Raw genomic sequence first — 25,089 nt, forward strand, 5'->3', positions numbered from 1 at the left:
AACGAGTGTCCTCACCAAGCTCCTCACAGAATAATCTTAGCGACAACATTAAAATCGCTTTGCAATACATTATGCCTAAACATGCTATTTCTCGTGTCGTGGGTAAATTAGCCGCAGCCAAAATGGGTTGGTTAACCACTAAGCTTATTAGCCTATTTATTAAATCTTATGGCATCAATATGAATGAAGCTAAGCTTAAAAACGCGAGCGACTTTGATACCTTCAATAACTTTTTCACTCGTGAATTAGCAGAAGGCGTTCGACCTATTGATGCTGATGAAAATGCTCTGTGTTATCCCGTTGATGGCGCAATCAGTCAGCAAGGTGATATCGTTGATGGGCAACTTATTCAAGCTAAAGGGTTCAACTACAGCGTAACCTCTTTACTGGGCGGCGATGAAGTCGCTGCAGCTCCTTTCCAAGGCGGTAAGTTCTCCTGTATCTATTTGGCACCAAAAGATTATCACCGTATTCATATGCCCATAGCCGCAACCTTACGTGAAATGGTTTATGTGCCTGGCGAACTTTTTTCAGTAAACCCGCTTACCGCCAGAAATGTGCCTGATCTTTTTGCGCGCAATGAGCGTGTAGTGGCTATTTTTGACACCAAAGCCGGTAAGCTTGCCATGGTCTTAGTAGGTGCCACTATTGTTGCCAGCATAGAAACAACTTGGGGCGGTACTATTACGCCACCGGCAGGCAAAGATATTTTTAGATGGAAGTACCCTGAAGAAGGCGCCGACGCCATTACCTTTGAAAAAGGTGATGAAATGGGTCGCTTTAAACTGGGATCAACGGTTGTAAGTACCTTTGCACCTAATATGATTAGTGACTTTGCCGATAATGCAGGCCCAGGTACGGTAACTCGACTGGGCGAGCTTTACGCCACACTCGATAAAACACTAACGACAACAGCAGAAAAAACTGAAGGATAGTCCGCTTTTGTTGCCATGGGAACGATGAATAAACTGTTGCCCATAAAACTGTTGCTCATTTAGTGTACTCATTATAAGCTAAGATAAAATACGATCGCATTCGTATTTTATCGGTTTATTTTATCGGTAATGCTCCTTAGTCGGGCTCCTTAGCCTGCTATTAACTGATAAAATTAATGCTATAGCTAGTTAACGTTTAGCTATAGTACTAAACAGCTGTATAACTAAAACGCCCAAATAGAGGATAGGTAAATGACAAAAGGAAAACCTGCAGTAAAGCCGACAGAGGCCGAGTTATTGTTACTTAATATTCTCTGGAAAATGGGACCTGCAACCGTCAGAGAAATTCATGATGTGGTTAGTCTTACCCAAAAAACAGGCTACACAACGGTATTAAAAATACTGCAAATTATGCATGAAAAATCACTGGTGATCCGTGATGAAAGTAATCGCGCTCATATTTATGCTACCGCAAATAGTCAAACACAAACACAGTCATCTCTTATCAAAGACTTAATAACCAAAGCGTTTGGTGGTTCTACCTCAAAATTAGTTATGCGTGCTATCGATGATTCAACTAGCGCTCAAGAAATTAATGATATTCGCCAGTTGCTCAACTCATTAGAAAAAAAAAATAGCACAACTCAACACTAACTATGTTTGAAACATTATTTAACAGCCCTTTTTTATACAGCTTATCACTCACCCTAGTGCATTTCTTATGGCAAGGTTTACTCGTAGCGTTTATCTTAAAGTTGCTATTATTTATTGTTAATAAAAAAAAATCAAAGCTGCGTTATAGCTTAGCGATATCGGCAATGCTAACCAATGCTATACTGGCTTTATTTACCTACAATATAATTTCCTCTAACAACACAGTAAACTTTGAAAGTCATCCTAGCCATATCGCGCTAACCAATTTAGTGAATGAGTTAACGCAACAAAATGCGCTATTTACTTCGCAGCAACTACTACCGTCAATTTTAACGTATTCATTACCTTACCTTTCATTATTATGGCTAGCTAGTGTTACTATACTTGTCTTTAAATTACTGTTTGAAATTTATAATGTTAATAAATTACCTAAGTATTTAACTGCTCTGCCCTCTGAGACGCTGTCGGCGCGTTTTAATGTATTAGCCAAGAAATTACAGTTAAGCAGCGCTCCAACGTTACTTATTTCTTTAAAAGCAGAAGTTCCTATGGCGATAGGTTGGTTAAAACCAGTGGTGTTACTCCCTGCGACTATGGTCACGGGTTTAAATTCAGCCCAACTTGAAATGCTTATTTTACATGAATTAGCGCATATACGTCGGCATGATTACTTGGTGAACTTTTTACAGACCGTGATTGAGTTGCTCTTTTTCTTCCATCCGAGTGTGCACTGGGTTGGTAAGCAAATACGTAATGAGCGAGAATATTGTAGTGATGATATTGCTGTACAACATTGTGGTGATGCCATGGCTTACGCCCACACCCTAACCGATACAGCCTCTTTATGTGCAAAAAACAATATTAATACTATTCCAGCTATGGCAATGGCGGCATCAGGTGGCGACTTAAAAGCAAGAGTGCTGAGGCTTGTTGATAACCATTGTGCACCAACTAATAACACGAGTAAGTTATTGGCCGCATTTAGTCTTTTGTTGACGCTAATATTGCTCATGGTTAATCAACTACTAACCACCTCTTTTGCTCAACAGCCAAGTCAGCCCTTGTCTTGGCAAGAAACCATTAGTATTAACGAAAGTCCGCTTATTCACGCAAATATGACGGCACCATTGGCCACAACTAATCATAATCAAAAAGCCACCACTGAAGATAATGATCCAAGACTACAAGCACTATTTGTTAACAGTGATACTACTGACGACGTTAAAAGCACTGAGCTTGTTGATAACATTTTAGCGAGAGCAAAAATACAACGGACTAACCTGCAAGTAACTGAAAAAAACAAGGTAAGCACACAAAGAGTCACATCAAACGTTGCTCAACCTATAATCGAGCATAAAACGCCTGAAAACTTCAAGCAAGATACCGCTCGAGTAAAAAAACAAACCATCGCAACTAACGTTAAACAAACGGTGAGTACTGTCAAAGATCAAGAACTACAAAGTGATTTTTTGGTAAAAAAAGGGACTATAGATCTCGATTCAACGTTACCTGACCCCTTGCTTAATAAGGGACTTAGTAAAACCGCTACGTCAAACAAAGCTTTACTAGAAACAACGGTAGTAAAAACAACAGAAAAAAACTTACAACGAGCAACTAGCGCGCAAAAGCTAGTTAAGCCTCATACAGACCCAAGGTTACTTGTTGTTGAAAAGACCATAGATAAACACAACGAAACAAACAACCTAATTAAGGATAATTTACTTCAACAACCACTAAGTACAAGCAGCACACAGAAATCACCTTTAACAACCTCTTCAAACCAAGAGTCAAACCAAGCAGTATTAGCGACTGCCAGTTCACTTGACGCGACATTATTAAAGTCTATTACCCCTATATATCCAAACTTGGCTAAGCGTCGCGGCATTGAGATGGAGGTAACCGTAGATTTCACTATCGACCGAAATGGTAAAGTAAAAGATATAAACTTTATTCATCAAAATAAGCTTATCTATTTTAAATCGGCGATTCGTTCGGCTATTCGTCAGTGGCGATTTACTCCTGCCATTAAAAATAATCGTAAAATTGAAAGTAAGATGACGAAAATATTCTCTTTTAGCTTGCATGCCTAGTAGTTATAATAACTAACGGTACGATGACAATTCGCCCCCTATTTATCTACCTTAGTTTTTTATAGGATTAATGCTAAATAACATATAGTTAAAGGTAATACTTTGAGTTACGAACAGGTGTTTGACGCAGAAAAAAAAGCCACCGATAACAAAGTCAAAAACATCATCTCATTTTGGCAGCAAGGTTGTTTTAATTCATTTAGTGGCGTTGATAACGTCGTGATTCACTATGCGCAATTTATCCAGCAACAAGCTGATTGCCCCACCATAATTATTAGCCCAGGTCGCTGTGAAAGCTATCTAAAATATCAAGAGCTTTGTTTTGACTTATACCAGCAAGGTTATAATCTTTTTATTATCGATCATCGTGGTCAGGGATTATCTGGACGATTTTTTCCAAGCGTCAATAGAGGTTACGTCACTCACTTTCAAGATTATGTCGATGACTTACAGTATTTAGTTGAAAATATAGTAACTAAACACTGTTCAGCTAAACCCTATATATTGGCGCACTCTATGGGTGGAGCTATTGCTGTACGCTTTATGCAGGATTTTCCTGATGCGATTAAAGCAGCGGTAATATCATCACCCATGCTGGGTTTTAACAGCGGTGTATTACCCTACTGGTTAGCACAGAGCTTGGTTGTGATTAAAGCGAAACTTAATAGCCTCCTCAGTAAAAATCCTTGGTATTTCTTAGGGCAAAAAGATTATTCGGTCATTGATTTTAAGGACAATAAACTAACCCATTCATTGGCGCGTTACCAACAATTTGTCGACTTATATAGTAATAATAAAGCCATTCAATTAGGCGGTGTTACCAGTCATTGGTTAATGCAAAGTATTACCGCACAAAAAGAGATTTTTGCTAAATTATTTCAGTTAAAAACACCGGTATTATTGCTTCAAGCAGGCGCTGATAGTGTAGTTTCTCCACAAGCACAAAATCTTTTTTGTCAGCAATTACATCATTTACAGCCACAATCGTGCCCACATGGACGACCTAGCAGGTTTGATGGTGCTTACCATGAGTTATTTTTTGAAAGCGATAATTATAGAGACAAAGCTATCGCACAAAGCCTGGCTTGGTTTCAACAACACAAATAGTTTTTCTCGCACTATGTTTTATCGTCCTATTCTGCTCTATCCTATACCAATATAACGTTAGTAGTATTAGCGACTAACGTTGCATTGCCGAGGTAGGATCATGGTGAATAAAAACCTCACAAGGCGCGAGAGCCCGACAGATTTGTGCTTCAATTTCATCACCAATACTATGAGCTTCTAAAAGTGAGAGATCATCACTGAGCTCTAAATGAAACTGAATAAATTTTTGCACGCCCGATTGTCGGGTTCTTAACTCATGGATACCTATCGCTTGCTGATGAGAGACAACAATCGCTTTGATTTGTGCTAACTCTTCTGCACTCAGTTCACTGTCCATTAACTGTGACACACTTTGCACCATAATTTGTCCTGCACCCAAAACCAAATAAAGTGCCACTAATATAGTGAATATACCATCAGCTTCTAGCCATATGCCTTGACTTAAGATGATAGCAATTAGTACCCCTAAGTTTAAAAACAGATCTGATTGATAATGCAAAGCATCACCACTGATAATAATAGAGCCAGTACGTTTTATAACATAGCGTTGAATAGCAACCAGTATAAGTGTTAACACAATAGAAATAACCGTTACCCAAATAGCAACTTCACTTTTGACAATAACCTGTGGATTAAGCAGCCGAGATACACCATTAAAAATAAGAATAATAGCAGAGCCAAGTACAAAAGAGGCTTGCACTAAGCCCGCTAAACTTTCTGCTTTACCGTGACCAAAAGTGTGCTCTTTATCCGCAGGCGCTAAAGCAAAACGTAAAATAACAATACTCATTGCTGAGGCAAACAAATCTAAAATAGAGTCGGTAGTAGAAGCCAACATAGCGCTAGAATCTGTTACCAACCAAGCATAAAGCTTAATTACCACTAAAATTACCGCTGTCGTGGTAGAGGAAATTGCCGCGAATCGCACCCAAAAGGCATAATCGTCTGTTGATTTTTGTGTATTCATGTTGCCCCTTGGCGAAAAAATAAAGACTTAAAAGTAATAACGGCTATATAGTTACCTGTGTATAATAACAAAAATTTTTATCAGATGACGATTGTTATGTTAGATGTTGTGCTTTTTCAACCCCAAATACCACCGAATACCGGTAACATCATTCGCTTATGCGCCAATTCAGGTTTTCGTTTACATTTAATAGAACCGTTAGGATTTGATTTAGAAGATAAAAAATTACGTCGTGCCGGTTTAGACTACCATGAATTTGCCGCCATACAGCGCCATGCTAGCTTTTCTGCTTTTATGGAAAAAGAGCAACCCAAACGAGTGTTAGCTGTGACGACTAAAACAGATAATTTCTACGGCGATGTAAAGTTTACTAGCGGTGATTATTTATTATTTGGCTCAGAAACCGCTGGATTACCTGAAGAGGTGCGCGTACAAATACCAGATAAAGATAAGATTAGAATTCCAATGTTAAAAGAAAGCCGTAGCATGAATTTATCAAACGCTGCAGCGGTTATCGTTTACGATGCATGGCGTCAACTCGGTTTTCCTAACGCGGTATAAAAAGTATAAAACCAGTCAATAACATCCGTTAATTGACTGGTTTTATCTGCTTAGGTTGAACTACTCACCTACCTTTTTTTCGCCAGTGTGACAGGTTGGTAAGTGAAAGCTTATTCAAATTTTTTATCGCGAGAAAGTAAATCAGCAGCAGCTAACTTAGCATCTTTTGCTTGATAGAGCACTTGATATACTTGTTCAACAATAGGCATTTCAACACCGTGGCGTTGTGCGAGCATATGTACTTCTTTGGTGTTTCGATATCCTTCAACAACCTGACCAATGTCAGCAATCGCTTGTTCCACCTCACTGCCTTGACCTAATGCTAAGCCAAAGCGTCGATTGCGTGATTGATTATCCGTACAGGTCAATACTAAATCACCCAAACCCGCCATGCCCATAAAAGTAGCTGGCTCTGCTTTTAACGCTAAGCCTAACCGAGTCATCTCAGCTAAGCCACGCGTAATTAGTGCGGTACGCGCGTTAGCGCCAAAGCCAATACCATCAGCTATGCCTGCGGCAATTGCAATAACATTCTTCACCGCTCCACCAAGTTGTACGCCAATAAAATCTTTATTGGCGTACACTCTAAACAGCTTATCGCAATGGAGTAAGTTAGATAACTCGGCGACAAAGTCATCGTCCTCAGAAGACAATGAAATAGCGGTAGGCAAACCTGCAGCCATTTCTCTAGCAAATGTAGGCCCTGACAACACCGCTAAAGAAACACCATTACCCAGTATTCTTTTGGCTACATCTTGCAATAAATCCCCGGTTTGTGGATCTAAACCTTTAGTAGCCCAAGCAACTTTAGCATTGGCTGTTAACATGGGTTTAATTTGTTTAAGTATATCGGCAAAGGCAAAGCTAGGCACAACCACTAAAATATTATGACTTGCTTGCACTGCTTTACTTAAATCAGCTTCAAGTGATAACGTTTCAGGAAAAGGGCAATCAGCGAGGTACTTACTGTTTTCTCTCTCCTGAGCCATTGCAGCAACATGATTCGCATCACGCCCCCACAATAAGGTTTTATGGCCGTTTCGAGCTAAACAAATAGCCAAAGCTGTGCCATAAGACCCGGCACCAAGTACTGTAATTTTTGCTGGTAACGACATAAAAAACCTTATTTACACGTTAATATGACTTAAAATATTTTAGCTCTAACTAGTGAGTTTCTGTACTTTGTGGCGCGTTTTCTTGTGCTGCACGTTGTTGCACATAAGAAGCATATAAACCTTCAAAATTAACGGGTGTTAAGTTAAATTGTGGGAATGAACCACGGTTTACTAAGCTTGCCACTGTTTCACGCGCATATGGGAACAATGTTGTTGGGCAGAACGCACCAATAGTATGTGCTAATTGTGCTTCAGGTAAATTACCAATAGTAAAAATACCGGCTTGTTGGACCTCAGCTAAAAAGGCAGTTTTATCTTCTACAGTAGCAGTAACCGTGACAGATAAAACGACTTCATAGGTATTGTCTGCTAATTTAGTAGAGCGCGTATCAAGGTCTAATTTGATTTCAGGCTTCCAATCTAATTGAAAAACTGCAGGAGAGTTTGGCGTTTCAAAAGAAACATCTTTCGTATAAATACGTTGAATAGCAAATTCTGGCGATTGTTGTGTTTCATTATTTGCTACTTGATTTTCTTCTGCCATGAGTGGCTCCTTTATGAGTTTTTTATTATTTATGTTATCTAGCTTTATGCTAACTTTGCTTATTAACTGCTGTAGCTTGAGCTACTTAGAGCGCAACGACATCATATCACTAAAAAGACACCTAAAAATTTTTTACAGGGTTCTAAGTATCGTTTTATTGAGCTGCTAACAGTGTGTCTAATTTGTTGTTTCTTTCTAGACCGACTAATTCATCACAGCCACCAACATGAACATTGCCGATAAATATTTGTGGAACAGTATAACTACCATTACTGCGCTCAATCATGGCGCTACGTATAGCCATGTCGCCATCAATCTTTATTTCATTGTAATCAGCTGACTTACTCTTTAATAACGCCAGTGCGTGGCTGCAATAAGGGCAGAATGCTTTAGTATATATGTCTATTTTTGCCATTTTCTTCACTCTTTTGACGGTTTTATTCACTAGTTGCGTTATAAGCTCATTATTTAACTACAGGTAAACCTGCACTTGTCCAGCTATTCATACCGCCTTTGAGTACACTAACGCGAGCGAAGCCACTTTTATGTAAATTAGTCGCAATTTGCACAGCACTCATGCCCGCAGTACATACTACAATAATGGGCTTGTCTTTATATTTTTCAAGACTAGCCGTACCATTTTTACTGATTTTATCGCTTGATAAACTAATTGCATCAAGAATATGACCTGCTTTAAATTCATTCTCTTTGCGTATATCAAGTGCAATACCGTCTTCTCTATTCATCAAAAAAGTTAAATCTTGTGTACTAATTTGTTTGATGGGTGATAATTGCATTCTAATTGTTGTGACGATTATCATTACGAGTAAGGCAACCCAAATCGCGCTTAACATGCCATTGTTGCTTGCAAAAGCAATAAATTGTTCCATAAATAAAAGACCATTATTATAAAATTTCGAATCGGCACATTATACGCAAACCTTTTAGAATTGCGAGCATATACCGTGCGCTAATCTTGAGTTATTTAACAGACAAGGTTTCTTTGTTAAATCCTTAGTGAATAACATAATCTGAGGGTGTATAATACTTGCCCAAAAACTCAACATAACACAACACTTAACGGGGATAATAATGGCGCATAAAAAATCTACAGTACTGATGATTCTTGATGGTTGGGGATACAGAAAAGAAACCAGCTCAAATGCGATTCATCAAGCCAATACACCGGTATTAGATGATTTAAAAGCCAATTACCCTAATATGCTTATTGACACGTCAGGTATGGCTGTTGGCTTACCTGAAGGACAAATGGGTAATTCTGAAGTAGGTCATGTGAACTTAGGTGCTGGTCGTATTGTTTATCAAGACTTCACCCGTATTACTAAAGCGATCGCTGATGGTGAGTTTAGTGATAACGCTATTTTATGCCAAACCGTCGATAAAGCTTCTTCAACAAATAACGCTGTGCATATTTTCGGCTTACTATCTCCGGGCGGCGTACATAGCCATGAAGATCACATTTTTTCCATGATGGAACTTGCCCAAAAACGCGGTGCTAAAAAAGTTTACTTGCATGCCTTTTTAGATGGCAGAGATACACCACCACGCAGCGCACAAGCTTCTTTAGAAAAAGCCCAACAAAAATTTTCTCAACTGTTTGCTGAACCAAACACAGGCGAAGGTCAAATTGCGTCAGTGATAGGTCGTTACTATGCCATGGATAGAGATCAACGCTGGGATCGTGTTGAAGCAGCTTACAACCTCATGGTAAATGGCGAAGGTTTACATCAATATAGTAATGCCTTAGATGCCCTGACTGCAGCTTATGAGCGTGATGAAAACGATGAGTTTGTTGGCGCTAGTGCTATTACAACCCCCTCAGGTGACAGCATTAAAGTCAATGACGGTGATGCATTGATATTTATGAACTTTAGAGCAGATAGAGCACGCCAATTTAGCCGTTGCTTTACCGAAGAAAACTTTTCAGGCTTTACCCGAGTACGCGTGCCAGCAATTAGTAACTTTGTCATGTTGACACAATATGCTGGTGATATAAATGCGCCGTCTGCTTTTGCACCTGCAACGCTAAATAACGTGATGGGTGAATGGCTCGCTAAACATAATAAAACGCAGCTACGTATTTCTGAAACGGAGAAGTATGCGCATGTGACTTTTTTCTTTAGTGGCGGTAAAGAAGATACTTTTACTGGCGAGGACCGCATATTAGTGCCCTCTCCTGATGTCGCTACTTACGACTTACAACCTGAAATGAATTCAACTTTACTCACTGATAAACTCGTTGCTGCTATTGAAAGTGGCAAATATGATTTTATTGTCTGTAATTACCCTAATGGCGATATGGTTGGTCATACGGGAAGTTTTGATGCCGCAGTAAAAGCCTGTGAAGCCGTAGATACATGTATTGGTCGCGTCGTTAAAGCATTAAAAGATAACGATGGTGAATGCTTCATTACGGCCGATCACGGTAACGCCGAACAAATGCAAGACCCTGTATCGGGTCAAGCGCATACCGCACATACTTGTGAACCAGTACCTCTTATTTATGTTGGTCGCCCCGCCAAACCAGCAGCTTCAGGCACCTTAAGTGATATATCGCCTAGCCTCTTACATTTGATGGCTATAGAGCAACCTGAAGAAATGACTGGCTCAGTGTTAATGCAACTCACTGATACCGTTAACTAAGCTTTTACTAAGCATTCATTAACTAACAGATGAAGTAATAACGTTAGCTTAAGTTATTAAATAATATAACTGATTAGCTAATGTGCTCGCCATTGCTTCATTTTTATTAGCCATTATCTACGATGAGACTTTTTATCAATACTTACTTAGTCAGTAATTTGACCCGATATACTGTAATAATAAGTTTAGTATTACTAAGCTTATTATTTACTGCAACAGCGCCAGCACAACAAAGTGATGGCAATGCTGATGCTCAACTGCAAAGTCGCGCCAAGCTTAGTGACGTGCAAAAAGCGATCGCTAAGCAAGAATCCAATATCTTTGATACCAACAAACAGCGCAGCAGTTTAGAACAGCAACTCAAAACAGATGATCTAGCCATTGCCAACGTCACTAAAGCGATTAATAACATAGAAGCTGAACTATCAATTACACAGAGTAAAATCGTCGACTTAGCCGTAGAAAAAAAACAACTGAACCTTTCAAAAGAAAGACAAGAGCAGTTACTTGCCAAGCAACTTAGATCCGCCTACACCACAGGTCAGCATGATTATCTCAAGTTACTTTTAAACCAAGACCAAAGTGAAAAAATTCAACGTACCATTAGCTATTATCAATATATAAACAAAGCCAGAATAAAAGAAATAGAAAGCTTTCAAGCCACAATCGCTCAGTTATTACAAGTAAGTACCGAACACCAAACACAAATAGCTAATTTACAACAGCTTAAAGACGAGCAATTACAAAAAGATAATCAATTAAGAATTAGTAAAGCACAGCGTAGTAATACCCTGCAAAAGCTAAGCCGTCAGTTACTTTCTAGCCAACAACAATTAAATAAACTTAAAGCCGAAGAAGAAAACTTAAATCAAGCGTTAAACAAGCTAGCTGCGATTATTCAAGCAGAAATAGATTTAACAGGCTTAAGTAAGTTACAAAATAAATTATCTTGGCCAGTTAAAGGCAAAACCCTACATCGTTTCGGCACGAGAAAACAAGGTTATTTAACATGGAAAGGGGTGTTAATTTCTGCGCCTATTAGTCGACAAGTTCAAACTATTCATAATGGTACTGTGCTCTTTTCAGATTGGCTAAAGGGCTATGGCTTATTAACAGTTATTGACCATGGCAATGGTTATATGAGTCTTTACGCTCACAACCAAACCTTATTAAAATCTGTCGGTGAGCGTGTAGAAACAGGAGAGCCTATTGCGTTAATAGGCCAAAGTGGTGGTTTAGAACAACCTGGTTTATATTTTGAAATTCGCCATCGAGGCAAAGCGCTAAACCCTAAGCTATGGTGTCGTTAACAATGATGCGTACATGCGTTTTTCTTATATTTTTTTTAGCTACTTTCAGCATTAAAACTTTTGCACAGACTCTGGCAAGTAACGTCGACATTAAGTCACTACTTAAGACACAGACAAAGCGCGTCGCTATTATAATTGATGATATGGGCTATCGTCGCACCGACAAAGATGCTCTGACCTTACCAGGCGCAGTTACCTATGCTTTTTTACCTCATACCACTTACGGTAAAAAACTAGCGATACAAGCCAATAGTACTAATCACGATGTACTGCTTCATATTCCCATGGAGTCTGAGAATAAAAAGAAACTAGGTCCTGGCGCACTAACTAGTCACATGAATAAACAAGCGTTCAGCCAAAGCTTAACGGCTTCTTTCGCTGAAATTCCTTTTGCTATTGGTATTAATAATCATATGGGCAGTTATTTGACACAGCTATACCAACCAATGGCATGGACAATGGCGTTTTTAAAAAAAAATAACTTATTGTTTTTAGACAGTAAAACCAGTTTGTCTTCTAGAGCCCAACAAGCCGCAATTGATTTTGGCGTACCTGTACAAGCTAGACATATATTTTTAGATAATGAATTAACCGATAAGTATATTAGTGAGCAATTTAGGCAACTGATTAACTTTACTAAAGAGCATCATAGCGCTATTGCTATCGCCCACCCACATCCTGAAACAGTAGCGATGTTAACCAAGTTAATCCCCACACTAAAAACACATGGTATTGAATTAGTACCACTATCAAGTTTATATTCAACGACAATCAGTACTCAAAAAAAGTTGTTAGCCAGTAATTAACGATACTTATTATTCACGACACTTATATTAACGACGCCTACATTATTTCACTAACAAGTTAAAAATTAATGTTATTTTCTTTGAGTACTTGATGTAGGTACTTCACCGGTATGGCGTAGGTAATGCCGCTGGGGTTACTAATAACCGCTTCTTTAGTTGTCTGTACAAAAACTTTATTAATAATCCCCACCACCTTACCTGTTTCCATATCATACATAGCACTGCCGCTATTACCTGGGTAAGCCGTTGCATCAAGTTGGTAGACCAAATAAGGGTTACGCATACGCTTAAGCATTTTTAAACTAATTTGCTCTGCTGAAACGGCTGGAATAACAGTAGGCGTAATACTGGCAATCATGCCACGATGAGTCACAGGATATAGACCTAAAATAGCACCAATAGGAAAACCAGTAAAAGCAATATAGCTGCCATCAGCATAGAAATCAGCACTGGCTAAGCTCATTGCCGGTAAGGCAGGACCCGATATTTTTAGAATCGCTAAATCATACAAGCTTGAGGTAGCAACAATATCAGCTTTTCTTACCTTAGCATTTTTACCTGAGCCAACAAATACCGCCATTTCTTGTAATAAGCTTTCATCAAGTAAGCTAGGTAATACATGTTCATTAGTGACCACATACTGTCCATTACCAATAACAAAACCAGTACCACGTAAAATATTTTGTGGTCGACTTGTTGGCGTATGTATACCAATACCAACCACAGAAGGTTTAATTTTAGCAACAAGATCAACAAACGCTGCCTGCGCGTATGGTGTAAATAAAAAGACAATAGCTAGCAATATAGACGTATACCTAGACATAGTTTTTTCCTAAGTGAAATAACCGAAAAGTTGTTATCAATAAATACTACCTTAAAGCATACTACATACATAATTATTTGAGGCAATGATTGAGGTATCTTTATCTCTACTTGCCTAGATAATAGTTTCACCGTCATAATAACAAGACTAATAACATTATTAGTCACAGTTAAGCACTCGCTAAGTGAGTACCCAATTAATTGTCAGGATGATAAATGACTACCTTTGTTCATGAACTTATAAGCCATAGCGCACTGCAAACTCCAACGGCCATTGCTCTGCAAATAAAAGCTAAAGAACTAAGTTATGCTCAACTTAATAGTAAAATAACAAAAGTAGCACAAGCCTATGCTGCACTTGCCCTTACTCAGGGTGATCGTGTGGGTATTTATTTAGCAAAAAATCAAGAAAATGTACAAAGCATGTTTGCCTGCTCGTTAATCGGCGCGGCTTTTGTACCGATTAATCCGGTATTAAAAGCTCAACAAGTTCACTATATTGCTAATGACTGTCAAATAAAGTTACTGATCACCAACCGTGCAAGACTCGCGGCACTTACCCCTTTATTAGCCCAATTACCTGCGCTAGCAAGTATTATTGTGATTGATGCTAACAATCAAGAAATAACTAAAACAGTATGTACTAATACGGTTAATATACTTAGCTGGCAAGCTTTCCTTGAGTTAGGCGAGCAGCGTTCAGCTAACCTACAGCCCCCTATATCGGCAAATGCTCTTGCTGCTATTTTGTATACATCAGGCAGCACAGGTCAACCAAAAGGTATTATGCTCAGCCATACCAATATCGTACTGGGCGCAAAATCGGTCAGTCAGTACCTAGAGCAAACCGCTGATGACAATATACTCGCAGTATTGCCGTTAAGCTTTGATTATGGGCTTAACCAATTGACCAGTTGTTTTCTTGTCGGCGCTAAATGTATATTACTTGACTACTTGTTAGCAAACGATGTCATAAAAGCCATTAGCAAATATAGTATTACGGGTTTAGCGGCAGTGCCACCATTATGGCTACAATTAACGAAGGCAAACTGGCCAAAAGGTGTCGGTCAATCTGTACGCTATTTTACTAATTCTGGGGGCGTATTACCGTTAAAGACCCTAAATGCTTTACAACACTATATGCCTCAAGCTAAACCTTATCTTATGTATGGCTTAACCGAGGCTTTTCGCTCAAGTTTTTTACCGCCTAGTGAAATAAAAAATCGTCCTACTTCAATCGGTAAAGCCATTCCTCATGCCGAAATTCTGGTTTTGCGTGACGATGGTAGTTGTTGTGATGATAATGAAATAGGGGAACTAGTACATATTGGGCCGCTAGTCTCGTTAGGTTATTGGCAAAATAAAGCGGCCACTGCTGAACGGTTTAAGCCGACGCCTAAACAAGCAATAAATAGACAAAACACTGCACTGGCGGTGTTTTCTGGTGATTATGTTAAACGTGATACTGAGGGGTTTCTTTATTTTGTCGCCAGAAAAGATGCGATGATCAAAACCTCAGGCTATCGAGTTAGTCCAACCGAAGTAGAGTCGGTATTATTACAATGTCCGCTGATTGATGAGATAGCGATAATAGCTAGTCCCAGTAACGAACTTGGTCAAAGTATTACCGCCTTGATAGTCACTTTAAATAAAAATACCGAGGTAGCTGAAGCAGTTGTGATGAAATATTGTCAAGTTAACTTACCTAACTATATGATACCCAAAAAAATAATATTCTTAAATGAGCTACCACGCAACACAAATGGTAAAGTAGATACCGCGTGGTTAAGCAAAAATTATAATAATGAGCTGATTTAACTATATAACAAGGGCAGTAACATGGAAGCATTGACGAATCATTTACCTACATCACTTAAAGATTCTTTGCCAATAAATGGCGAACTTTATGTGGGTAACATGCCTTTAAATCACATCGAAAAATTAGTTTCACATACGCCGTTTTACGCCTATGACCGCCAATTAATTATCAATAAAGTTACACAGTTAATTACTACTTTACCTAAAGAAATATCGTTACATTACGCAATTAAAGCAAACCCTTACCCAAGTTTAGTACAATTAATGGCGACACAAGTGACTGGCTTTGACGTTGCCTCAAAAAAAGAAATGCTCTTAGCATTACAAACCGGTATGGCCGCAAAAAACATAAGCTTTGCTGGTCCAGGCAAAACAATGCAAGACATTGAAGCAGCTATTATTGCTGGTGTAACCCTGCATGTTGAATCTATAGGTGAAATAGCCAAAGTAAAAAAAATTGCTGAGCAGTTGCACATAAAAGCCGATATTGCTATTAGAGTAAACCCTGCATTTGAACTAAAATCTTCAGGTATGAAAATGTCTGGTGGTGCCAAGCCCTTTGGTATTGATGAAGAGCAAATTGCTCAGGTACTCATGAACTTACCGTTAGCACAGGTCAACTTACGCGGTTTTCATATCTTTGCTGGTTCACAAAATCTTAATGCCAACGCCATTATTTGCGCACAACAGCAAACTTTTGCCTTAGCAGAACAGTTAATCACGTTAACAAAGAAAGTAACCAAGCTAGAAATAGAGTACCTTAATATTGGAGGTGGCTTTGGCATACCCTACTTTTCAAATGATAACTCCCTAGATATCAATGCTATAGCAGGCAACCTACAAACATTGTTACAGCAATATAAAACTATTTCTAGTAACGTTGAAGTGATTCTAGAGCTAGGTCGCTATTTAGTGGCTGAGGCAGGTGTTTATGTGTGTAAAATTGTTGATAAAAAAGTATCTCGAGGTACTACTTATTTAGTGTGTGATGGCGGCTTGCACCACCACTTAGCGAATTCAGGCAATTTTGGTCAAGTCATTAGAAAAAACTATCCTGTGGCTATTGGTAACAAGTTCATAACACATAAGAGTAACAGCATCTGCAGTAATGAGCTAAAAGTACAACCCGCCTTAGAGCAAGTCAATATCGTCGGTCCCTTGTGTACTCCCCTTGATATTTTAGCCGATAAAGTAAAACTCCCCAAAGCCAACGTAGATGATTATGTTGTAGTATTTCAATCAGGTGCTTATGGCGCTTCAGCAAGTCCAAAAGACTTTCTTAGCCAAACGCAATTAAGTGAAATATTACTGTAAATTTATATGATTATTCGTTATAGATAGTTTAGTTTAATAGCTATACTGATAGTAATTGAGCTATACCACCCCCTAATGGAATTAAAAATGAACTGGAAGAAACAATTATTAAACCTGCCTATTATTGGCAATCTCACTAAACGTGTTGTATCTGCAAAGGCGAGTAAAGAAGCTCATAATATTTCAGACCATTTTACGCAATTCCTTCAACCTCAAGTAGCTATCAGTAAAACATTACAAGAAGAGGTCTTTAAAATTCGTCATAATGTTTACTGTGAAGAGCTCGCTTTTGAAGAAGTTAGAGACGATGGTCAAGAAACAGATGAGTTTGATAAACAATCTATTTTTTCTTTAATCAAACATAAACCTTCAGGCACATTTACTAGTTGTGTGCGTTTAGTTATCTCAAAAGGTTCTGATGAGTTACTTCCTATTGAAAAATACTGTATCGACTCAGTTACTAACGAGGAACTTCATCCTAAAAACTTTAAACGATCTGAAATTGCAGAGATATCTCGTTTGGCGGTTAAGTCTGACTTTCGCCGTCGTAAAGCTGATAAATATAAAGGCTCTGGTACTGGGGTTATCAGCGAAACAAGTTATTCAGAAACCGAGTTACGCTGCTTTCCTTTTATTGCCATAGGTTTATACATGACAGCAGCAACAATAGCCATGAACACTGGCATACGCCATGTTTATGTCATGATGGAGCCTAGACTTGCCCGTAGTATGAAATTTATTGGTATTACATTTCAGCAACTCGGTGTACCTGTTGACTATCATGGTTTACGCGCGCCCTATTATATTAACGCGGATATATTTATGAATAACCTATCACCTGGTTTTAAAAGTCTTTATAAGACCATTGAAAAAGATGTGTGCTTACAATTACAACAGTTAAAGTAAAGATAAGTACGTACGCAATAACCTAACAAATATGTTAATAACAAATTAATTTAACAATTTTTGAGAAAAAATAATGCCCAACAAACTTATCTCTCTCATTGAAAATGTACTAACAACAGATTCAAACTTATCATTTGATCATAAAGAACTCGCCCCTTTTATGGTGGGTACTGAGGGATTAGAGTATTTTGATAATAAAAAAAGGGCGCTAATGGCGGTCATTACCCTAACGCAATCAACTGAAATCAAAGCATTACTTGATTTAGCCAATCAATGTGCCCATGACGGTGAACTTGCCTTTTCCTTGTATCCTATTAGCACAGGCAAAAACTGGGGTTATGGTACGAGCCAACCTACTGGCTTAACTCAAAATATTATTCTGCTAGATTTAAGTAAATTAAATACTATTTGTGACTTTGATGCTGAACTAGGGTTATTAACTATTGAACCCGGCGTCACTCAGCAACAATTAAGTGATTATTTACACGTAAATAATCATGACTATATGGTACCTGTAACCGGTGCCGGTCCCGATTGCTCTATCCTAGCAAATGCTATAGAGCGCGGTTACGGCATAACTCCTTATACCGATCATTTTAGTGCTGTCACTAGTATTAAGGGCTATTGGGCAAATGGTAGGCCTTATCAATCGGCTGTTAACGAATTAGATGCCAGTAATGATAAGTTTGTCGATAAGACATTTAAATGGGGCGTTGGCCCTTATTTAGACGGCCTATTTACCCAGTCTAACTTAGGTATTGTTAGTCAAATGACTATCCGTCTAGCCAAGAAAAAAGCAGACTTTACTTCTTTTTTTATTCAAATCAAAGATGATGAAATGCTTGAAAAAGCCGTCCCCTTAATAAGACAGGTATTACAAGATTATGAAGGCATTGTTGGCTCGATTAACTTGATGGATCAACGCCGTTTATTATCTATGTTTGCCACACCGCCACAGGGTGATGATACTCATAAAGTGATGAGTGATAAAAAAATAAAGAAATTGGCAAAAGAATTACAAGCGCCAAGTTGGACTATTGTCGGTAGTATTTATGGTAGTACAGGGGTTGTTAGTGCGGTCAAAAAAGAAATTAATGCTATTTTCAAAAAGATACCTTGTAAGCGAATTTATTCAAATAGCTTATTAATTCTTTTTGCTAATAAGGTATTTGATAACCTCCCCTCTTGGTTAATTAATAGTGTTGCACCTTTAACGATCATAGCTGATCAACTTGACTCATTTAGCAAAGGAAAAGAGATCATGCTAGGCAAACCTAATAAGGTAGCGTTAAAGCTCGCTTATTGGCGCCATAAAAATGCGGAAGTATTTGATAGCGAAGCATTATCACCAGGAAAAGATGGCTGTGGTTTACTTTGGTATGCGCCATTAGTAACAATGAAAGCCGATAAAATGCGTGAGTATGTCGACTTTATCAGAGAAACCTGCCCGAAATTTAATATTGAGCCTTTTATTACTTTCACTAATCTCAAACACGACTGTGTTGATAGTACCATTCCAATAGTGTTTGATTTGAGTAATCCTCAGGCGGTCACTGATGCCCATAATTGCTTAAAAACACTGGTAGAAGAAGGTTTGAAAAAAGGTTTTGTACCGTATCGTTTAAATATAGACCAGCAACAATGGTTACTTAATAAAGACAGTGACTTTTGGCAAACCGTCAATCAACTAAAAAGCAGTTTAGACCCTAACAATATACTCAGCCAAGGACGATATAATCCTAACTAATACCATTGCATATAAAGACGTGAACACTGTCTTATACGAATTGGTATAAGTACTAGGCAGTATTTTTTGGTATTACTACCTTTATATAATGAAGACTTAATATTACTTTATAAAAAAGCCGAATAAGCATTTGCTTATCCGGCTTTTTTTACTGAATTTTTTATTGGAGTAGGTGTAAAATAGAACTAAAAACCACGTTAATAAAGCATTGACCTGCTCGGGTTCAAAATTGACAGTATACCTAAACGCTCTAAGTCACAATAGTCAAGGGCACTGTCAAGCATATCGTCATCAATCCCCAGTAAAGCGAGTTGCTCTTGCGTTAATAAGTCACTGTATTCTACATCTTGCTCTTTCAACACCTGATTTTTATACATTATTCGCTTAGCAACATACAAAATCTGTGTTTCTGTATTATGCTGCACTAAATTTTCAGTATCTTGATCGCGAATAGGAGAAAAAATGCTATAAGGTAGATGCCATTGTTTTAGTAACTGAGCAGAGCATTGACCCAAAGTAAACCCTAAGACATCTTGTTGTTTAACCCAAGGTAACACCTTAATATCTAAGCTTTCACAATACTGCAATTGCTCCGCAGTAACTTGATGAACCACTAACTCACCTAAATTATGCAACAAACCTAGGATAAATAAACGCTCAGAATGCGCAATACCTAACTGAGACCCTAAAAATTTCATCAACAAGGCACAATCAACACTTTTCAACCAAAAATTGTCAAGATACTGCTGTTCCGCATTAACTTTTTTAAAGGCTTCAGTGGTAAAATAGGCAATAACTAAGTTATAAACTTCAGTAATACCTAATACCAACACTGCCTTAGAAATAGTATCAATTTTACCTGGGTAGTTAAAAAAAGGACTATTGGCCAACTTTAATATTGCACCAGAAAGTGCAGGATCTATAAGAATAACGTCAGAAATATCATCAATAGTTGAGGTTTCATCGTCAATTAACTCTCTAATTCTAATAAATGAATCTGATAAAACAAAAATCTCACTGGTTTCTTTTACATACTCTTCTGCGGTCATTCTGTTACCTTACTACTGCTTATATATTTGATTATTGACTATCCAGTAAATACAGTTTGCACCTAAAGAGGCTTATATTAGCGACAATCGTTACGTGATGGTTTTATATCTATACAAAGACTTTATTTTCAAGTTCAAGTAACTAATAGTCAATACATATTTGATAAGAACTGAACTTTCTCATGTTAATAACACCTTTATCAAAAATTAAATATTGGCCTTTAATACCTAATAACACGCCAGTAACGGTGGATGTTTTATCAAAATTAAAAGAACTAATTTTGTTCAAGTATTGGCTAACAGGATATTTAATTTCTTGTACGTTTTCATCTAACTCTTGTACTGCATCGCTACCGAATTTAAGCCTAAGCTGTGATAAGCGTAAACTAATCTCAGGGATTAGCTCTTCAGCTCTCGCTTTTAAATCTAAAGGCTCTGGCTCGCCTTTTAACATAGCGCGCCAATTCGTTTTATCACTAATAAAATCTGCTAATGCTGTTTCGACTAACCCCGACTGCAAACGAGTACTCACTTTAAATATAGGTAATGCTTGGCAAGCACCTTGGTCAATCCAACGAGTAGGTAATTGTGTATGTCGAGTTATCCCTACTTTTAAGCCTGAGCTATTCGCTAAATATACATAATGATCAATCATACAATTACGTTCACCCCACTGAGGGTCTCGACAAGTCCCTAAATGAAAGTGACAAGTTTCAGGTTTCATAATACACATATCACACTGAGGAAGTTTAGCCATGCAAGGATAGCAATAGCCTTGTGAGTAGCTTTTTTTAATACCTTTACCACAGTTTTTACAAGCAATAACACCAGAAAAATTCAAGCTTATTGTTTTACCTATTAACGGGTTTAAGGCAATACTTTGCTTAGCTCCATCATCATGAAGGCTAACTAAAGGGAGTTGGTATTGAACTAGATTATTACTATCAAGTTGCGCGGTAAGTTTTTCTACTGCACCGATGTCACTAATTGGCATAGTTGCTCTCTATTTTTAGGGGTTAAAATTTTTACATACAGATGATATCAGTTTAGTAGCATGTATTATTGTCTAAGTAGCTAAATTCATTTGATATTATTAGAGGTTTTATCTTGGATATTTTAAAGCATCGTCGCAATAATCGTACTCTCTACAACTGCACTTTTTTACGTGTTTGTTTCACGTCTTTTCTATTAGCCTTGCCTGTTAAACGTCGTTGTACTGAACCTTTAGTCGGTTTAGTTGCACGTCTAGACTTTTGCACGACCATAGCTGATAGAATTAATTCTTTAAGTCGTTTCAGTGCATCATCTTTGTTCATTGATTGCGTTCTAAATGACTGGGCTTTAATGATAATAATACCATCACTTGATATTCGACTATCCGATAATTTTAATAAGCGCTCTTTGTAAATGTCTGGTAGTGTAGACCGCTTAATATCAAAACGTAAATGTATGGCAGTTTCTACCTTATTAACGCGTTGACCACCATTACCAGTGGCTCTTATACCGGTCAGCTCTATTTCCCAAGCAGCTAAGCTGACATTATTTGATATCTCAAGCACTTTTATTTACCATTTTTATTACTAATCAATTTAATATTAAGTATAAAGCCATATGAACAAGCACAGTAAAAAAAGCACTTGGTGGGTTTATTTACTCCGCTGTAAAGACAATAGTTTATATGCCGGCGTTACTACAGATATACATAGACGTACCAATGAACATAATAACAGTAAACTTGGCGCTAAATATACCCTTGCAAGACGTCCTGTAAGTTTGGCTTACTTAGAACAAGCTGACGATAAAAGCAGCGCTTGTAAAAGAGAATATCAAATTCGTCAGCTAAGCAAAGTTAAAAAAGAGCAATTGGTTGGTAACTATAGTGAAGATGATAGTAAAGCTAATAAATAGAGTTAACTAGTTACTTATCCAACGTAAATCAACACTTAATGATAACCTTATAACAGGTCAGCTTAGTTGCAGATCGGCAATTATTTTTTCGATTTAGCACTAAACTACTGCTAGAATACGGTGATTATATAGGTTTTACTTAAAAAAGTTGTACTGATGTCTATCAAAAAAATGTTTATTGAAAACTTTTGTCCTATTGACGCTAATGAAATTAGCTTCACGCGCCAACAAGGTAGCGACTTTGCCAAGCAAGTCGCCGATGACTTTAACCCATTACACAATATTGATGCGAAAAGGTTTTGTGTTCCTGGTGATTTACTGTTTTCAATTGTAATCGCTAAATCGGGTCTTCATAAGAAAATGACTTTTGACTTTTCTGGAATGGTTAGCGACAACGTTAGTCTCACCTTTCCTGAGCATATCGATGACAGCTTTGCTATTAAAGACGATAAAGATAAAACCTGCCTTAGTGTCAGTGTTAGCGATGAAAAAACAAATAACCCATCCTTAATCAATGCCTTAACAAAGGCATATGTCGATTTTTCTGGTCATACTTTTCCAGATATATTGGTTAAGCTAATGTCTGAAAATAATGTCATGATCAACCCTGCCCGCCCAATGGTTATGTATCAATCCATGTCTATTGATTTACATACTTTAGCGGCTGAATCTGTCAGCTTAAAGCTTGCTAAAACAAGTTTAACGATTGACAGTAAACGTGGTGACGCTTGGCTTGAGTTTGATTTGTTATCAAACGGAGAAGTCATTGGCCATGGTAAAAAACACATGCTGTTAAGTGGTCTTCGTTCATACGAGCAAGAGTCTGTAGATGCTATGGTAAATCAATATCATCAAACTAAAGCTGACTATCAAGGTTAAATGAATCGCTAACAGTTAACAGTTAACAGTTAACAGTTAACACTCAGCAATATATGATGAGTGATATACGTGAGTTATAGCCTAGTTAAACAATTTAGCTATAACAATTGCGCTATCACTAGTTACCATAGACTTTTTCAAAGTCATCTTGTTGTTTTAATTTATCTTCATTGCAATAAACAAATACCGCCATGCTTTTAGGGTGCTTACATTTAATCGGTTGCTGATAGAACCCTAGCCAAGCACGTTGCTTATCACCCTGATATTTTGATTTAATAACAATGGCGCTATGTTGATTAAATACCGTGCTTTTTTGTGGTGATTTTACCGTCTCTTTATTCTTTTTAGCATAGTGTTTTTTATTGTTAGCTAAACTTTTTCCCGCTGATTTTGTGCTTTTTTCAGCCTTTTTCTTATTACTTTTATTTTCACTTTCACTTTTACTTTTACTACCGTATTTTTCTTTAAATTTTGCCAAAGAGCTATGTTCACACGCCCACCATTTAGCTCTCGCTTTATCCTCTCTAGCACGTAAACTTTGCCCACGTTTTAACGAATAACCACTGCGCTGCATCGCCTGAATATTATGTAATTTTGCTAACAACGGTTTACAGCGTTTTTTAGCTTCTACGCTAGTAGTGTACCCTAAAGTCAAGAGGGCAATAATAATATAAGTAATCACTTTTTTCATGATAGCAATCCTTGCTAATGCCTTTAACTGATCAGAATAAAGTTTACCTTACGAGCTTGTTGCCTTAACTATTTTGCCGTTATTGGGTTATTATTAACAACGATTAAGAGCTGTGTTTTTAAAATATAGACTAAACTTTATACTTTACCAAGCACTATACTGCAGCTACCTTGAGCACTAAGAAGATATTTTAAAGTACTTATCTACCCTTTATCTACTCCTTATCATTCAATTTAGCGGGTTGTTCGTCCATACCTCCCCTTATTCAGGACGATTTTTACAATGCTTTATATAGTGATGACACGGAGGTGATTGATGATAAAAAGTTATTTACGGATCCTATTTATTTTAGCTTCTACCAGCTATTGTGCTCTAACACTGGCACAAGCGACACCGCAAAGTACGTCATTAAACAAACCCAATATTCAACATGGTATAGTCTATGATGAAGTTAATGATATCAGTCAATATTATCTATCTGAAAAGCTTGATGGTATTCGAGGTTACTGGGATGGTAAGCAATTACTAACTCGGCAAGGCAACTTAATTTATAGTCCGTCTTGGTTTACGCAAGATTGGCCTGCATCGCCCATTGATGGCGAGCTATGGCTCAGTAGAGGTGAATTTCAACCCTTACTTTCTTGTGTAAGTAAGCATAGCGCTGAAGAAAACAAATCAATCAGCTGTTGGCAGCAGATACGCTTTATGATGTTTGACCTTCCTAGCCACCCTGGAAGTTTTACCGAACGCGTCAATACAATGCAGCTGTTAGTAAAGCAAACGTCGTCACCTTATTTAGCTATGGTCAACCAAGTCAAATTAAACTCGTTAACTGAACTTAATAATAAACTCAATGACATTATTGATCTGCAAGGCGAAGGGCTTATGCTGCACCTTGCTAGCGCACACTATCAAGTGGGACGAAATAAAGCGTTAATGAAACTTAAAAAGCATCAAGATGCAGAAGCTGTAGTTATTGGTTATAGCCCAGGAAAAGGTAAATATAAAAACCTACTAGGCGCAATTAAAGTTAAAACAACTGACGGTATTATATTTAAAATTGGCTCTGGATTTAGTGACTATCAACGAGCTAACCCACCGCTAATAGGTACAACCATCACCTTTAAGTATAACGGTGTTACACAAAATGGCGTACCAAGGTTTGCTCGATTTTGGCGTATAAAAGCAACCAATTAAGCATA

The 25,089-nt window shown here is 37.8% G+C and carries 25 protein-coding genes; 15 read left to right on the forward strand and 10 right to left on the reverse strand.

The features are described from left to right. Positions 1-5: 5 nt before the first annotated feature. The 4 genes from asd (at position 6) to FCS21_RS01535 (ending at position 4,786) form a co-directional block, all read left to right on the forward strand. Positions 6-935: an archaetidylserine decarboxylase gene (gene asd / locus FCS21_RS01520; RefSeq protein ID WP_503328475.1), complete on the forward strand. Its 930-nt coding sequence runs from the start codon at positions 6-8 to the stop codon at positions 933-935. Positions 936-1,187: 252 nt separating this feature from the next. Next, complete coding sequence (locus FCS21_RS01525) at positions 1,188-1,589, forward strand: BlaI/MecI/CopY family transcriptional regulator (RefSeq protein ID WP_138620218.1); 402 nt, start codon at positions 1,188-1,190, stop codon at positions 1,587-1,589. Positions 1,590-1,591: 2 nt separating this feature from the next. Further along, complete coding sequence (locus FCS21_RS01530) at positions 1,592-3,679, forward strand: M56 family metallopeptidase (RefSeq protein WP_138620219.1); 2,088 nt, start codon at positions 1,592-1,594, stop codon at positions 3,677-3,679. Positions 3,680-3,781: 102 nt separating this feature from the next. Then, entirely contained in the window at positions 3,782-4,786 is a 1,005-nt protein-coding gene (locus FCS21_RS01535) for an alpha/beta fold hydrolase (RefSeq protein ID WP_138620220.1), read from the forward strand. Positions 4,787-4,859: 73 nt separating this feature from the next. On the opposite strand, the gene FCS21_RS01540 is transcribed toward FCS21_RS01535, so the two are convergent. Further along, on the reverse strand, positions 4,860-5,753 hold the full coding sequence (locus FCS21_RS01540) for a cation diffusion facilitator family transporter (RefSeq protein WP_138620221.1): 894 nt from the start codon (positions 5,751-5,753) through the stop codon (positions 4,860-4,862). 96 nt (positions 5,754-5,849) lie between these two features. Between FCS21_RS01540 and trmL the strand changes: the two genes are divergently transcribed. Continuing rightward, on the forward strand, positions 5,850-6,314 hold the full coding sequence (gene trmL / locus FCS21_RS01545; protein ID WP_138620506.1) for a tRNA (uridine(34)/cytosine(34)/5-carboxymethylaminomethyluridine(34)-2'-O)-methyltransferase TrmL: 465 nt from the start codon (positions 5,850-5,852) through the stop codon (positions 6,312-6,314). A 110-nt stretch (positions 6,315-6,424) separates the two neighbouring features. On the opposite strand, the gene gpsA is transcribed toward trmL, so the two are convergent. From gpsA to FCS21_RS01565, 4 genes are all read right to left on the reverse strand, one after another. Continuing rightward, positions 6,425-7,429 carry an NAD(P)H-dependent glycerol-3-phosphate dehydrogenase gene (gene gpsA / locus FCS21_RS01550; protein ID WP_138620222.1) on the reverse strand — a complete coding sequence of 335 codons (1,005 nt, stop codon included), beginning with the start codon at positions 7,427-7,429 and terminating at the stop codon, positions 6,425-6,427. 49 nt (positions 7,430-7,478) lie between these two features. Further along, positions 7,479-7,973 carry a protein-export chaperone SecB gene (gene secB / locus FCS21_RS01555; RefSeq protein WP_138620223.1) on the reverse strand — a complete coding sequence of 165 codons (495 nt, stop codon included), beginning with the start codon at positions 7,971-7,973 and terminating at the stop codon, positions 7,479-7,481. A gap of 154 nt (positions 7,974-8,127) precedes the next feature. After that, a complete protein-coding gene (grxC, locus tag FCS21_RS01560; RefSeq protein WP_138620224.1) occupies positions 8,128-8,388 on the reverse strand; it encodes a glutaredoxin 3 in 261 nt (86 codons plus the stop codon). Between the two features lie 49 nt (positions 8,389-8,437). Then, entirely contained in the window at positions 8,438-8,863 is a 426-nt protein-coding gene (locus tag FCS21_RS01565) for a rhodanese-like domain-containing protein (RefSeq protein WP_138620225.1), read from the reverse strand. 199 nt (positions 8,864-9,062) lie between these two features. Between FCS21_RS01565 and gpmI the strand changes: the two genes are divergently transcribed. The 3 genes from gpmI to FCS21_RS01580 all read left to right on the forward strand — a co-directional run bounded on the left by gpmI (position 9,063) and on the right by FCS21_RS01580 (position 12,753). Then, positions 9,063-10,637 (forward strand): 2,3-bisphosphoglycerate-independent phosphoglycerate mutase, encoded by a 1,575-nt coding sequence (gpmI, locus tag FCS21_RS01570; RefSeq protein ID WP_138620226.1) that lies wholly within the window; start codon positions 9,063-9,065, stop codon positions 10,635-10,637. A 158-nt stretch (positions 10,638-10,795) separates the two neighbouring features. Beyond that, on the forward strand, positions 10,796-11,947 hold the full coding sequence (locus FCS21_RS01575) for a murein hydrolase activator EnvC family protein (RefSeq protein WP_246046942.1): 1,152 nt from the start codon (positions 10,796-10,798) through the stop codon (positions 11,945-11,947). A 128-nt stretch (positions 11,948-12,075) separates the two neighbouring features. Continuing rightward, positions 12,076-12,753 carry a divergent polysaccharide deacetylase family protein gene (locus tag FCS21_RS01580; protein ID WP_281279950.1) on the forward strand — a complete coding sequence of 226 codons (678 nt, stop codon included), beginning with the start codon at positions 12,076-12,078 and terminating at the stop codon, positions 12,751-12,753. A gap of 58 nt (positions 12,754-12,811) precedes the next feature. Here the strand turns inward: FCS21_RS01580 and FCS21_RS01585 are convergent, their stop codons facing one another. After that, on the reverse strand, positions 12,812-13,576 hold the full coding sequence (locus FCS21_RS01585) for a S1 family peptidase (RefSeq protein ID WP_138620228.1): 765 nt from the start codon (positions 13,574-13,576) through the stop codon (positions 12,812-12,814). Positions 13,577-13,791: 215 nt separating this feature from the next. Between FCS21_RS01585 and FCS21_RS01590 the strand changes: the two genes are divergently transcribed. The 4 genes from FCS21_RS01590 (at position 13,792) to FCS21_RS01605 (ending at position 19,360) form a co-directional block, all read left to right on the forward strand. Beyond that, positions 13,792-15,393: an acyl-CoA ligase (AMP-forming), exosortase A system-associated gene (locus tag FCS21_RS01590; protein ID WP_138620229.1), complete on the forward strand. Its 1,602-nt coding sequence runs from the start codon at positions 13,792-13,794 to the stop codon at positions 15,391-15,393. Between the two features lie 21 nt (positions 15,394-15,414). Then, the gene (locus FCS21_RS01595) at positions 15,415-16,707 is read left to right on the forward strand and encodes a pyridoxal-dependent decarboxylase, exosortase A system-associated (RefSeq protein WP_138620230.1); all 1,293 of its coding nucleotides are present in this window, start codon (positions 15,415-15,417) and stop codon (positions 16,705-16,707) included. 87 nt (positions 16,708-16,794) lie between these two features. After that, the gene (locus tag FCS21_RS01600; RefSeq protein WP_138620231.1) at positions 16,795-17,613 is read left to right on the forward strand and encodes a PEP-CTERM/exosortase system-associated acyltransferase; all 819 of its coding nucleotides are present in this window, start codon (positions 16,795-16,797) and stop codon (positions 17,611-17,613) included. A 73-nt stretch (positions 17,614-17,686) separates the two neighbouring features. Beyond that, positions 17,687-19,360 carry an FAD-binding protein gene (locus FCS21_RS01605; protein WP_138620232.1) on the forward strand — a complete coding sequence of 558 codons (1,674 nt, stop codon included), beginning with the start codon at positions 17,687-17,689 and terminating at the stop codon, positions 19,358-19,360. A 197-nt stretch (positions 19,361-19,557) separates the two neighbouring features. Here the strand turns inward: FCS21_RS01605 and FCS21_RS01610 are convergent, their stop codons facing one another. From FCS21_RS01610 to arfB, 3 genes are all read right to left on the reverse strand, one after another. Then, positions 19,558-20,409: an HDOD domain-containing protein gene (locus tag FCS21_RS01610; protein WP_138620233.1), complete on the reverse strand. Its 852-nt coding sequence runs from the start codon at positions 20,407-20,409 to the stop codon at positions 19,558-19,560. A gap of 142 nt (positions 20,410-20,551) precedes the next feature. After that, positions 20,552-21,403, reverse strand: coding sequence for a DUF2797 domain-containing protein (locus FCS21_RS01615; protein WP_138620234.1), 852 nt, complete (start codon positions 21,401-21,403; stop codon positions 20,552-20,554). 151 nt (positions 21,404-21,554) lie between these two features. Beyond that, positions 21,555-21,968: an alternative ribosome rescue aminoacyl-tRNA hydrolase ArfB gene (gene arfB, locus FCS21_RS01620; protein WP_138620235.1), complete on the reverse strand. Its 414-nt coding sequence runs from the start codon at positions 21,966-21,968 to the stop codon at positions 21,555-21,557. A gap of 52 nt (positions 21,969-22,020) precedes the next feature. On the opposite strand from arfB, the gene FCS21_RS01625 reads away from it, so the two are divergent. Together FCS21_RS01625 and FCS21_RS01630 are read left to right on the forward strand one after the other, a co-directional pair. Next, on the forward strand, positions 22,021-22,317 hold the full coding sequence (locus FCS21_RS01625) for a GIY-YIG nuclease family protein (protein ID WP_138620236.1): 297 nt from the start codon (positions 22,021-22,023) through the stop codon (positions 22,315-22,317). Positions 22,318-22,473: 156 nt separating this feature from the next. After that, on the forward strand, positions 22,474-23,196 hold the full coding sequence (locus tag FCS21_RS01630; RefSeq protein ID WP_246046944.1) for a DUF3581 family protein: 723 nt from the start codon (positions 22,474-22,476) through the stop codon (positions 23,194-23,196). Between the two features lie 118 nt (positions 23,197-23,314). On the opposite strand, the gene FCS21_RS01635 is transcribed toward FCS21_RS01630, so the two are convergent. After that, positions 23,315-23,887 (reverse strand): hypothetical protein, encoded by a 573-nt coding sequence (locus FCS21_RS01635; protein WP_138620237.1) that lies wholly within the window; start codon positions 23,885-23,887, stop codon positions 23,315-23,317. A 315-nt stretch (positions 23,888-24,202) separates the two neighbouring features. Here FCS21_RS01635 and FCS21_RS01640 point away from each other — a divergent pair, with 315 nt between their 5' ends. Then, entirely contained in the window at positions 24,203-25,084 is an 882-nt protein-coding gene (locus FCS21_RS01640) for a DNA ligase (protein ID WP_138620238.1), read from the forward strand. Positions 25,085-25,089 lie beyond the last annotated feature (5 nt).

Origin of the sequence: Colwellia ponticola (genome assembly GCF_005885605.1) — a bacterium.
Taxonomy (GTDB): domain Bacteria; phylum Pseudomonadota; class Gammaproteobacteria; order Enterobacterales; family Alteromonadaceae; genus Colwellia; species Colwellia ponticola.